Source organism: Pedobacter nyackensis, from assembly GCF_900176505.1.
GTDB classification, from domain to species: Bacteria; Bacteroidota; Bacteroidia; order Sphingobacteriales; family Sphingobacteriaceae; genus Pedobacter; species Pedobacter nyackensis.
The window spans coordinates 187,139-199,837 of record NZ_FWYB01000001.1 but is presented as its reverse complement, the minus strand read 5'-3'; the positions used below and the strand labels follow the sequence as shown (position 1 = coordinate 199,837).

Sequence of the window (12,699 nt, the reverse complement as noted above, 5' to 3'; positions counted from 1 at the left end):
TTTCATAATATTTAAAATGAAACATTTAGACCAAATGTGATGGTTCTTGCCCTTGGATAGGCCGCATAATCGAAGCCCTGTGTTAAATTGGTAAAGCCAACAGAAACCTCAGGATCTGGTCCGGTATAATTTGTCCAGGTATATAAATTTTGTGCTGAACTATACACTCTTACAGATGAAATCCCATGCTTTTTAAGGAATGCTGTTGGCAAATTATAACCCAGGGAGACTGTTTTGAGCCTCAAATATGAACCATCTTCAATAAGTCGGGTTGAATAATTCGCCGGGCCGTTCCCATTTACCACCGGAATGGTGCTATCCTGGTTTTCAAAGCTCCACCTATCTGCAAATGATGCAAATTGATTCAGACTTCTTCTGCTGCTGCCTTCAAATATGAGTTTATTGGCATTGATCAGATCATTTCCATACGACCATTGTAACAATACATTTAAATCAAATCCTTTAAATCTGAAATTATTGGAAAATCCACCTGTATGTTTAGGCAGGCCCCGACCAATGATGGTATAATCGCTGATGTTAATGATACCGTCATCGTTAAGGTCTTTATATTTAATATATCCTGGTTGTATGCTGGCTCTGGCCGTACCATTTGTAGGCACACTTGCTTTTAATACATAGGTACCAGATCCATTGACATCGAAATCTGAAACAGGATAAACACCTTCCCATATTAAGCCATACATTTGTCCAAGTGGCTCATTCACCATCGAAATGTAGGAAAACACACCACCCCAGGCATCGTCAAAACGCACACGCCTGGTTAAAGCATTCTGGTTTTCGGATAAGGACAATACTTTATTTTCATTGAAACTAATGTTAAAATTACTTGCCCAGCTGAAAACCTTATTTTTAATATTTACCGTATTTAGGCTGATCTCTAAACCTCGGTTTTGCATCTTACCAACATTTTTAAAGGCAGTCCCTACTCCGGTTGTAAGTGGTAAGTCGGCATTCAATAAAAGGTTTTTAGTAACCTTATCATAAACGTCTACGGTTAAACTTACACGTTCTTTAAACAGGCCAATATCAATACCGGCATCTGTTTGCATCGTAGTTTCCCATTTCAACCCCGGATTACCGATGCTGCTGATTACAGTACCTTTTGACGGACTGGAGTTATTATAAGCGTAACCGTTGGAATTAGGGAAATTTAAACGCGTTAAATACTCAAAATCGCCAATCCTGTTGTTTCCCGTTAAACCATAACTCAGCCTCAATTTTAAGGTACTGATGTAATTCAGTTTTTTAATGAAATCTTCCTGACTGACAACCCAGGATGCGGCAGCGGAAGGGAAATATCCCCAACGGTTATCCCTGGTGAATTTTGAGGAACCATCAGCCCTGAAAGAAGCGGTAAGTAAATACTTGCTTTTATAAGAATAATTAAAGCGTGACAGGTAAGAAGCTAACCCCCATCTGGTACTTGAAGAGGAGATTACTTGTGTTAAGGCTTCATCCAAGCCATCTAGCACCAATTCTTCATTAGGAACTAAACTTGCAGAAAAGCCCCTGCTTGAAACTTCATTTTTCTGCATGGTAAAACCAGCAACTGCATTTATACTATGCACTTTATTGAATAGCTTACTGTAAGTTAAAGTGTTTTCATTTAATAAATTAGTTCCATAAACATCAACTACTGATCCATTTACCTTCCTGGTAGTATTACTTGCATTACCAGAACTGGTCATTGAATTATTGAAAGATTCATTGCTGGTCAGCTTATTTGTAATCGCACCTGTCACCCTCAGTTTGAGGTTTTGAAGAATAGCAAGCTCTGCATATAAGTTTGCATAAAAACCAGAAACATTTGCATTTCGGATCTCGTTCTTAGCGGAGATGACCGGGTTTACCCTATAATCATCACCCGCTACCACCGGATCAAATAGCTCCTGATCCAAACTTAAATCCTCATTACCCGTTACCGGTCTGTAACCCCAAACCGAGTACATATGACTTAGCGTTGAGTTGAAACTTCCTCCCGCGGGGATCTGAATGGTCCCATAAGTTTTATTTTTGTTGTAACTTAGGTTTGTACCTACTTTTAAACTCTTCTTTACATATTGATCAAGGGACAAGCTTCCCATATATCGTTTAAAGCCGGAATTGATAATTATTCCCTCCATATCCCTCACATTAGCGGATATAGCATACAGGGTTTTATCTGTCCCGCCCCTTAAAGAAATATCATAATTCTGAACGCCTGCCTTTCTAAAGTATTCATCCTGAATATAGGTTCCTTTAACATTTCTATAAGATTCCAGGGTGTTCCCTCCCTCAATATAATCTGGTGAAGTAATAGGAAGTGAGCCTGGCGTATAAATAATGGCACCGTAATTTGGAGAAAGATTTTTTGATTGCTCCAGCTGAACCTTAACAAATTCATAAGGGCTTAGCAACTCCATTACATTGGTGTTTTTTTGTATACCGTAATAGGAATTGAAATTGATAACAGGATCGCCTTTTTTACCGCGTTTTGTAGTAATAATGATGACCCCATTCGCTCCTCTTGACCCATATATTGCAGTCGAGGAAGCATCTTTTAAGATGTCGATAGACTCAATATTGTCTGGATTGATGAAACTATTATCGGCGTCTTCCAAAGGGAAACCGTCGACAACAAATAATGGGGAGTTATCCTGCGTAATTGAACCGGGGCCACGAATAACAATGTTATTTACAGATCCGGGCTGACCGTCGGCACCAGCAACCGTAACCCCTGCAACCCGGCCAGCAAGCGCTTCATCAAATGAAGTTACCGGCGCTTTTGCAAAATCACTGATGTTTACAGACGCAACAGATCCGGTTAAATCCTTACGATTAACTGATCCATAGCCAATTACAACCACCTGATTTAGTTTACCCACTTCTTCAACCATTTTAATGTTAACTGCTGTACGGCCGTTAATGGCAACTTCCTGTGTAGAGAATCCTAGAAATGAGAAAATCAATATAGCTTTGTTGTTGACTACCCGTACAGAATATAACCCCATACTATTGGTTAAAACCACGGTACTACTTCCTTTAACCTTCACGGTTACTCCAGGAAGCGGCTCACCATTTTCATCCGTTACCTTTCCGGCAATTACGACATCCCGCTGCTCAGGTACCGGGTTAAGTGCTTTTATCACGATAGTATTAGAAAAAATCTGATAAGTAAAAGGCTGGCCCTCGAAACATCGTTTTAAACTTTCGGCTAACGAAGCATTGTTCAAATTGAGATTTACGGGTTTAGCTGTAGCCAAATAATCCGCATCATAGAAAATAGAATAGCCACTCTGCTTCTTAATCTCCTTTAAAACCCTTTCTATAGGCGAATTCTTAACAGCAATATTTATCTGTGAAAATGCACTGGCACTGGCATGCAGTGAAACAACAGTTAATATAATCGCGATCAATTTCATAATTATAATTTTAATCCTGATTGAATAATCGATTGCATTTAATCGTTTTTTAAGACATAGCAAGCTCCTGCTATGAACACTAAAATTCATACATTTGTGGTTAAGTGGTTAGATAATCAGTTTGTCTTTACTCCTTTTGCCGGGTACGTTGCGAGCGTCCCCGGCCTAGTATATTTCGTGTAATTATTACTTCATAATAATGCTCCTTCCTTCTATTTTAAAATGGAGGTTACTGGTTAGTTCAATCATAGCCAATACCTCTGAGAGCTTCACATCTCTTGAAATGGTACCATTAAATTTTTTGCGGGGAATATTATTTTCATTCACATCTACATCATACCATCGTTCTAACTCATGCATGATATCTTTCAGTTCAGTATTGTTAAACTGGAACACACCATTCTTCCATGCGGTTACAGCCTCAGTATCTATATCAGTACGCACGTTAATTTCATGACCTACTTCTGTTAGTAATGCCTGTTCACCTGGTTTTAAGATCCTGTTAAATTTACCCTGCCTCACATTTACACGACCTTCCAGTAGAGAAACCGTATGCTGTTCTGCATTATCATAAGCGTTAATATTAAAATGGGTACCTAATACCTCTACCGAAATATTACCTGTGGCTACCTCAAACTTCTTTCTGGACTTCGATACTTCGAAATATCCTTCACCTTTCAGCTCAACACGCCTGGTTGTACCAGAAAAGGAAACCGGAAAGCGCAAAGATGACTCGGCATTTAACCAGACTTTGCTCCCATCTGGTAAGATCAATCTATAGTGACCACCACGCGGGGTTTTTATAGTGTTAAAAGCCAGCGGATCATGTTTTATATCACCATGTCCGGTTAAATTATAAACGAGATTGCCATCCTGATCATTGGTAATTTCGATACCACTTTCTTTTGCGATTTTGCCAACTACTTTATCAAGTTCGATCTCAGTTCCATTAGACAAGGCTAACCTGGCCGAATTTGTAGCTGCTGGCTTATCAATTGCAAGCTGTGGTTCATTATACCGGATCTTCTTTGGATACAATATAATACCTAATGCAACTGTCAACAGAACAGCTACGGCCGCAGCTATTCCTTTCCATAATACATAAGAACGTGGAGAACGTAGAGAACGTAGAGAACGTTGCTTAGACTTGCTAAACCCCATGCGTTCCCTTAAGCTAACAAGGTCATCCAAAAGTTCCTTATCAGACAGGTCGAGCTCCTCATCTGCACCGTAAAGAAGCCAGCGTTCTACCTGCGACTGCTCTTCTGCATTAGCTTCTCCATTTTTGTACTTTAATAAAATCTCTTCGGCAATATCTTTTTTCATAGTCATAAAGGGATGCTTATCCGCAATTACAACCATAACAGTTAATTCCCTTAGAGGGGTTAGTGAGATTTCTTTTTATTTTAAGGAATGATCATAACACAAGGAAAAACAGACTTCCAAGTTTTAACCTTAAGATCTTTAATGCGCCGTGCATATGGCTTTTTACTGTTTCTTCGGAAATGTCCAGTTGCATAGCAATCTCTTTCCTGCTTAGGTTAGTTTTACGACTCAGTTCAAACACCATCCTCATACGTGGATGAAGGGCAGCTATTTCATGTTCAATAAAAGAAGCCAGTTCATTGTGTCGGATCAGATGGTCTGTTGTATTGGTACTTTGAAGATGATCTACATAATTCTGAAACGAATCGATATATCTTGTCGCAATTTTCTGGTGAGCGATGATATTGAATATCCGGTTTCTTAAAGCTATATAAAGGTATGCAGGCAGGTTAACTGCTGGCGAAATATTTTCCCGCTCAGCCCAAAGTTTAAGAAAAAGCTCATGTATACTATCCTTTGCTTCTTCCCGGTTTCTTAGTCTTTTATAGGCAAAAATGTATAACAAGCCATTAAAACGATCGTAAATTTCAGTATATGCGTCATGATCGCTGGCCTTTAGTAAGCGCAAAAGATCATTATCCGAATAGCTGTTATAGTTGACCATTTCTTCATCCGTACCCAGCATCTGCAATTAAAATTGCGGGTACGTAAACAAGATAGGAAAAAACATTGAAATAGGGACTTAAGGGAGCACCTTATTTGCTTACTTTCTTTGCAACGATTCTTAAATAAGCTGCAAAATCAACCGGAACTGTTGTTGGGGTATATTTAATTTCCCTTGGAGAAGCATTGAACAAAGCTGCATACCATACTAAAGAACCCAGGTATTTACCGGCATCATTGGCATGGTTTCCATCAAATCTAAAAACCTCTTTATTTTTCCAGCTATAACCCAGGTTCAGAGAATTCGTCTGATCTGGGAGATTGGGATACACTGGCTTTTCAAAATCAAAACTAGCATCCTTTTTATACTGATGCTTTTTGCTGGCACGAACCATATTAAAAGCATCGCCAACAGGGATCAATTTAACGTTTAGTTGTTTTGCAACTAAATGATAAGCGGCCCTTGATTTCTCCCACATTTCTATATCGCTTTTGGTGTCAACCGTAGCATTGACCCGGCCAAACTTTTTAGCATCAGCGCGATAGGCCCATGTTTGGTGAAGGAGTATCCTCGCAGCGGGATGATGCTTTTTTACATAATTGTATAAGTTTCTGGCGTAAGGCTGATAGGTCTGCAGATCTGATGAGTTATAAGAATTTTGTTGAATAGTCACAATATCCCAGGGCTGTTCGGATAAAAGTAATTTTAAAGATCTGCCTTTATAAGGTTTTCCCTTAGCATCTGTACTGTCAGTTTCGAATGCAGCGGTATGGCTCCAGTGTCTTTCCAAAGAACAACCCCCAATTTCCGCCCTGCCAATAATGAGTATTTTCCCATTTTCCTTTGCAATTTGATCCAAATAAGTGGTGGCATTTTGTGAAAAACTATTTCCAATTATAAATAGTCGTAAAGTATCACGCTTTATTTGTCCATAGGTCATATTGCCCAACAGCAACAAGACGATAAAACAAGTAATACCTATAAAGTTTAAATTCTGAGATTGTTTTGTATGTTTCATTTTATTAAGTGTGTTTTAAATTTAGCAAAGTGAGTCTTTTTTCCATTACTATATTGGATTGTTATCCTCATTACAACTATAACAGTTAACTGAACCCTAAGGGTGAGTAGATTTTTTTTTATAGTTTTGATACAATGGAAACCATCAAACAGATCATTACCAACATTACTCCTATTGCAGAACCATCCTTACAAAAACTGGCTGGTCTTTTTGAGGAAATCCACTACCCTAAAGGGCATTTACTCTTTCGTCAGCAGGAAATGGACCGCACCATTTATTTCATAAAATCCGGTATTGCCCGTGCTTATTATCGCACCGAAGAGTCGGATGTTACCTTTTGGTTTGGCAAAGAAGGAAGCTCTGTTCTTTCCTACAACAGCCATTTCAATCAAACTCCGGGATATGAAAGTATAGAATTGCTGGAAGATACCATCCTCTATCGTATCGATCACCTTCAGCTGGAAACACTTTATGAAACGGACATCACCATTTCCAATTGGGGAAGAAAATTGATAGAAAAGGAGATTATTCTTGTTGAGGAACGATTGATATCCAGACTCCTGCTTAACGCCAGTCAGCGTTACAAAAACCTGATGGAGCATTACCCTGAACTTCTTCAACGGGTACAACTCAATCACATCGCTTCTTACCTGGGTATCACTCCGGTTTCACTCAGCAGAATCAGAGCAGAAATCAAATAATTTCTTATCATTTGTTTAGTCTGTTTTTACACCTAAATGCTGAAATTTGTCCCAACATTTTACCGAAGGCTGAAATCAATAGCCGACAATTAAACAACAATAAAATGAACTGGATATTCTTAATTCTTGGTGGTCTTTTTGAAGTAGCTTTTGCTTCCTGCCTTGGAAAAATGAAAGAAACAACCGGCAATGCCACCATCATGTGGGGTGCAGGATTTTTAGTCTGCCTGATTATCAGTATGGGCTTATTGATTAAAGCCACTGAGACGCTTCCCATTGGAACCGCTTACGCAGTATGGACCGGTATTGGGGCAGTTGGAACTGTACTTGTGGGTATTTTTATATTCAATGAGCCGGCAACCTTCTGGCGCATTGTGTTTATCACCACTTTAATCTGCTCTATTATCGGATTAAAAGCTGTTTCTTCTCACTAAATATTAAAAAGAAACCGGCTGTATCATTATATGGTACAGCCGGTTTTTATGTCTACGTTATCCTTTACGATACATCCTATTAAACCAATTTAGTGTAGCATTTTAAACAACAACTCCTTCAATAATTCTCCATCAGTAGTATTACCGGTACTGTCGACACCCTTACTTTTCAAATCGTATTCTCTTAGCAGGCTAATGATATCGAAAGTCTTAGGCAAACTATAACTGCGGGCAGCAGCTTCGTAATCCTTTACAAAATAAGGATTTACGCCTAACTCTTTTGCCGCATCGCCTTTATTGGGTAAATAATGATACTTTAATATTTTAGTAAAATAAGAGCTCAAATTGGCCATTACCATCACCATTGGATTAGCTTTAGGATTGTCAGCAAAATAATTGATGATCTGGTTACATTTCAACACATTCTTTACTGCCAATGCCTTTTGCAATTCAAACACATTATATTCTTTACTGATACCAATGTTTTTCTGAACGATATCCGTATCGATTGTAGTTTCTTTACCAATATTTAACAGCAGCTTTTCTACTTCATTGGCAATCTTTGAAAGGTCGGCGCCCAGATACTCCGCCATTAGTGCCGATGCCTGTGGGGCAATCTTATAACCTTTTTCCTTTACCAGGTCATCTATCCAGGCGGCAAGCTTATAATCACGTACCAGGTCTGACTGAAAAACGACTCCATTCTTATCAATCGCTTTATAGATCTTTTTGCGCTTATCGAAATTAGCGTATTTATACCCCAACACCAGAATGGTACTTGGCAGTGGCTTTTCGAAATAATTCAGTACAAATTCGGCAGTTTTACTGCTACCTTCCGTTTCCTTAGCCCATTTTAAATCCTGCGCCTCTTTCACTACGATCAGCTGGTAATCAGACATCATCGGATAGCGTTTGGCAGCATTCATAATCGTTGCCATATCCGTATCCTTTCCATATAGAACAGTTTGATTGAAACCTTTTTCCATATCATTCAGAATGTGTTCTTCCATATAATGGATGATCTGATCTATATAGTAAGGTTCTTCACCATGTAACAGGTAAACAGGCTTAAACTTTCTTGCTTTAATGTCTTTGATTATGTCGGCAGCACTCATATAATGCTGTAAACTTAGATAAAAAATTTGTCTACTTTTGAACAAAAATCATTTAACCTACCCTATGAACAATTTATGTCCAATATGTAAAAACAGCTACCCTCCTGATGTAAAATTTTGCATCAATGATGGCGCCCGCCTTGTTGCTACCGACATTCCAATCCAAGCAACAACGCCACAAACCCACAATCCATTTGAGCGCCAATCGCAAGTTGGCCAGCCTTATTACAAAGCCTCACTTGGGAACAGGTTCTTAGCCTTACTTTTAGATAGTTTAATCTTTGCTGGACTTGCTATTCCGGCAGCAGTAGTCCTTGTCTTTGCATTTATTGCCGCATACGGAAATGAAGAAGAACTGACAATCTTCCTTTGTATTCTCGGTGGAATCCTAACACTGGTTCCTATAGCCTTTCAATTGGTAAAGGATGGTTTCGGAAAAGGACAAAGTCCTGGAAAAAAGGCCTTAAAATTAATGGTTATCGACCTGGATACCAATATGCCTTGTAACAAAACAAAATCCTTCCTGAGAAATCTGACCATTCTGGTGCTAGGCATAGTTCCATTCGTTGGTGGCCTTATAGAGCCCATCATGGTATTTGCCACTAAGGATGGCCGAAGATTGGGCGACCGCGCTGCAAATACAATGGTAATTGAAAAAAGTGATTATTTTAACTAAACCGCTCCTAAAAATCATACCTTATGAACTGCCCAAAATGTAATACACCTAATCCACCCGAAGCAAAATTTTGCAGAAATTGTGGCGCAAATATGGTTAGCCCGGAGGCTCAGGCAATATCAGATAACCAGTCCATCAAAGCACTGCTCATCATCATTGGAATAGATTACCTGCTTTCCATGGTGATGTTCATTATTCAAAAACTGACCGTACCTTTACTATCCAGCAATGGCGACATCAATCATATCGACCTGATCTATAAAGTTTATGGCTGGACCTCAGATTTCGTGTCTTTAGCTGCCATGTTATTCTTCCTGGTCACCATTAAAAACAATACGGTTAAAACCGCTCTTGCTGTGTTCATTATATTAAGGTTTATATTTATGATCGGTTATAGGGTATTCCCCTTGTTATCAATATAACAAACTGACCAGCAGCACACAAAAACATGTCATTTATACCTACCCCACTTAACCTTCCAGTGTATCCTTTTAAAATAACATTAAAGGATACCCAGCATTTTATATTTGATGAGGTAAGAAAGAAACACCTGGTGTTAACGCCTGAAGAATGGGTAAGGCAGCATTTTATCCAGTTCCTGGTTGTTGTAAAGAAATTCCCAAAATCGCTAATCCAAATTGAAGGGGGATTGAGTCTCAACAAGCTTCAGAAAAGAACCGACATCGTAATTTTCAACAACCAGGGACAAAGAATCATGGTGATTGAATGTAAGGCTCCTGCAGTAAAAATTACGCAGTCGGTATTTGACCAGGCAGCAAGGTATAATTCGGTACATAAAACCAAATGGTTGGTGGTAACGAATGGGTTGAGGCATTGCTATGCCATCATAGATCATCTGGAAGGGCAGTTTGCCTTTGTAGAAGATCTGCCGGTATACTCATTGCTATAATGGTCAAAATAAACCGTTCTACTCTAAGGCTGGCATCTTTTGCGGAAGGGCAAAAGCGCCTGAGGCCTTTTCGTAGAAGGTATATTTTGTCTGAATAGCAGGAGACATACGCCGATTAATTCTCCCCGTTGGCGACAGATGCCGTATAACTTAATTATAACATTTCACAGAAAATAAGGCCGCAGGTGTATTTTGAGATGGATGGGTCAAATTTATGGTAATACAATCGGTATATATTGGCTGTTCCAGTACAATAACATTCTTCGTCTGATAGTTATTTTCGGCCTTCCACAGCACATTTCCTTTTCCATCTTTAATCTGGTAATCTCTTACGCAAAAGGGCATCACGTCTTCCGGATGTCCCATCAATACCGTTTCCATAGGATGGTCGTAATCGGTATCAAAAAACAATTCAATGCTACTTATTTTTTGTTCTTTCTCCCACTTAAGCTTAAGTGTTGGATGCTGATCGACTGGTGAAGCCACCCATGCATTGGGTTCGGTTGTTGGTCTGAAAACTCCTGTCTTTATGTTTTCGGCTGCAAATTTAGAAAGCCCAGGTTCTACCTTAATCGCCAGGTTATGCCCTTCTGGTCTGCGTTGTGGACACCAGAACTCAAACTCATCAACACCAATATCCTCGGTTGGGGTTTGCTTGCCATAATTGGATACCGCTTTGTTCACCAGATTAAATACAGAAAGTACTCCGGTAATACGGTGTTCTGAATGATAAATTTTTACCGATGGATTTTTGTGTAATACCATAAATGCATAGGCATCTTCGGCTAATGTTGCAGCAAACTCCATACTTAAGCAGTTTCTGCCAGGCACAATCGTCAATACCTGTTTCTCCAATACCACATCCGGTGTATAATTTCCGGATTTCCCACTAACACGCAGTTCAATTTCAAGTGTCGTATGCGTTTCTGATTCTGCATGGAATACAACCTGAGGAACTTTACCTTTAACCAAAGGAAGCATCTGTGCCATAGACACGTCCAGATCCTTCAGTATACCCATAGGTAATTCACTCAATACATATTCACTCGAAGCAGATATTTCAGCAGATTGAACAAGATCCTCGTGATCTGTTAGTTCAAATCCCGGAATATGCTGACCGCTTTTTAACAATTCCTTTTGCAGCATATCCATAAAGTTTTTATGCAATAACACTGCGGGATTTACTTCATGTTTACTGGCAATAAATGCAGCCATACCTACAGCCTGACCAACATGAGCTGCCGTGGCCATTACCCTTGTTGACGCAAATGCTACGTGTGAAGCGCTGATAATCCGTCCGGCAAGGAAAAGGTTTTTTATGTTTTTACTGTATAAGCAGCGGTATGGGATTTGATAAACGCCTTTACTGTGCCATTGATTACAGCCTGGTTTCTCACTAAATACACCATCAGCTGGATGGAGATCTATAGACCAGCCCCCAAATGCAACCGCATCTGTATGGGTATGCTGAGAGACCACATCTTGCTGACGGAGCATATAATCACCTTCAAATCTACGGCTCTCTCTTTTCCCTGGAATGGTTCCTACCCATTCCAATGTCATTGTTTCTGCTTCAGGGAATTCACCCGAATTTTTGATGTAATCCCATACACCATAAACTACTTTCCAAAGTTCCCATTTAATCTTTTCTGTATCATGTACAGTGTCTAATCTTCCACCATATTCAAGCCACCATAACTTACATCCGTATTCCTTTGCGTTAAAACTTTTGAAACGCGGAATTTCCTTCGTAATGTCTTTTAATGCAAAATCCGGCGCTACAAATTTTACCGGCTTACCGGTGTCTTTACTATAAAAATAAAGACTGTGCCCCAGTAGCTCGCCATACTCAACACTAGGTGCGAATTTCTCACCAAATTCTTCTTTGCTTTCTGCCCCCATTCTAAAAGCGGCACCAGCCAAAAAGCCAACAATACCATCCCCGGATGCATCGCAAAACAAAGGCGCCGTGATGATATATTCAATGGAGTTCTGACTACAAAATGCTTTTACCGATGAGATCTTATTTTGATCAGCTTTATGAACCTCATAAACTGCTGTATTTAACAAAAGTGTAATATTAGGCTCGGCAACCACTTTATCCAATAATATGGCGTCAAATAGTAAAGGATTTCCTTCCTTATTCCGATAAGTATTCTCTACCAGAATTTCATCTATAACACCACCTTCCCTACTCCAGCGGTTATTATTTCCCATGTGTGAGGTAGCTCCAAGAATCCATAAACGAACTTCGCTGGATGAGTTACCACCTAAAACCGGTCTGTCTTGTACAAGCACAACTTTAACCCCCTTACGTGCGGCCGTAATTGCGGTACAAACTCCCGACAATCCTCCGCCAACAACTACAAACGCTGTATTTAATTTTTCAGACACCAAACTACGGCCATCTGTTCCTCCTGATTTTATCATAGT

General features: G+C 39.5%; 11 protein-coding genes. 5 read left to right on the top strand and 6 right to left on the bottom strand.

The window, feature by feature from the left end; translation table 11 throughout:
* Positions 1 to 11 precede the first annotated feature (11 nt).
* From B9A18_RS00945 to B9A18_RS00930, 4 genes are all read right to left on the bottom strand, one after another.
* Positions 12 to 3,422: a TonB-dependent receptor gene (locus B9A18_RS00945; protein ID WP_084286792.1), complete on the bottom strand. Its 3,411-nt coding sequence runs from the start codon at positions 3,420 to 3,422 to the stop codon at positions 12 to 14.
* A 186-nt stretch (positions 3,423 to 3,608) separates the two neighbouring features.
* A complete protein-coding gene (locus tag B9A18_RS00940; protein ID WP_235005205.1) occupies positions 3,609 to 4,754 on the bottom strand; it encodes a FecR family protein in 1,146 nt (381 codons plus the stop codon).
* An 85-nt stretch (positions 4,755 to 4,839) separates the two neighbouring features.
* A complete protein-coding gene (locus B9A18_RS00935) occupies positions 4,840 to 5,433 on the bottom strand; it encodes an RNA polymerase sigma factor (RefSeq protein WP_235005204.1) in 594 nt (197 codons plus the stop codon).
* Between the two features lie 70 nt (positions 5,434 to 5,503).
* Positions 5,504 to 6,430 (bottom strand): DUF4886 domain-containing protein, encoded by a 927-nt coding sequence (locus B9A18_RS00930; protein ID WP_084286790.1) that lies wholly within the window; start codon positions 6,428 to 6,430, stop codon positions 5,504 to 5,506.
* A 134-nt stretch (positions 6,431 to 6,564) separates the two neighbouring features.
* Between B9A18_RS00930 and B9A18_RS00925 the strand changes: the two genes are divergently transcribed.
* Together B9A18_RS00925 and B9A18_RS00920 are read left to right on the top strand one after the other, a co-directional pair.
* Positions 6,565 to 7,131, top strand: coding sequence for a Crp/Fnr family transcriptional regulator (locus B9A18_RS00925; RefSeq protein ID WP_084286789.1), 567 nt, complete (start codon positions 6,565 to 6,567; stop codon positions 7,129 to 7,131).
* A 104-nt stretch (positions 7,132 to 7,235) separates the two neighbouring features.
* A complete protein-coding gene (locus tag B9A18_RS00920) occupies positions 7,236 to 7,565 on the top strand; it encodes a DMT family transporter (protein ID WP_084286788.1) in 330 nt (109 codons plus the stop codon).
* Between the two features lie 89 nt (positions 7,566 to 7,654).
* Here the strand turns inward: B9A18_RS00920 and holA are convergent, their stop codons facing one another.
* Positions 7,655 to 8,680 (bottom strand): DNA polymerase III subunit delta, encoded by a 1,026-nt coding sequence (holA, locus tag B9A18_RS00915; protein ID WP_084286787.1) that lies wholly within the window; start codon positions 8,678 to 8,680, stop codon positions 7,655 to 7,657.
* A 64-nt stretch (positions 8,681 to 8,744) separates the two neighbouring features.
* Between holA and B9A18_RS00910 the strand changes: the two genes are divergently transcribed.
* The 3 genes from B9A18_RS00910 to B9A18_RS00900 are packed head-to-tail and all read left to right on the top strand — an operon-like array spanning position 8,745 to position 10,266.
* Complete coding sequence (locus B9A18_RS00910; RefSeq protein WP_084286786.1) at positions 8,745 to 9,356, top strand: RDD family protein; 612 nt, start codon at positions 8,745 to 8,747, stop codon at positions 9,354 to 9,356.
* Between the two features lie 23 nt (positions 9,357 to 9,379).
* A complete protein-coding gene (locus B9A18_RS00905; RefSeq protein WP_144009351.1) occupies positions 9,380 to 9,778 on the top strand; it encodes a zinc ribbon domain-containing protein in 399 nt (132 codons plus the stop codon).
* Between the two features lie 26 nt (positions 9,779 to 9,804).
* Positions 9,805 to 10,266, top strand: coding sequence for a type I restriction enzyme HsdR N-terminal domain-containing protein (locus B9A18_RS00900; RefSeq protein ID WP_084286784.1), 462 nt, complete (start codon positions 9,805 to 9,807; stop codon positions 10,264 to 10,266).
* Positions 10,267 to 10,416: 150 nt separating this feature from the next.
* Here the strand turns inward: B9A18_RS00900 and B9A18_RS00895 are convergent, their stop codons facing one another.
* Positions 10,417 to 12,696 (bottom strand): FAD-dependent oxidoreductase, encoded by a 2,280-nt coding sequence (locus B9A18_RS00895; protein WP_084286783.1) that lies wholly within the window; start codon positions 12,694 to 12,696, stop codon positions 10,417 to 10,419.
* Between the last annotated feature and the right edge of the window lie 3 nt (positions 12,697 to 12,699).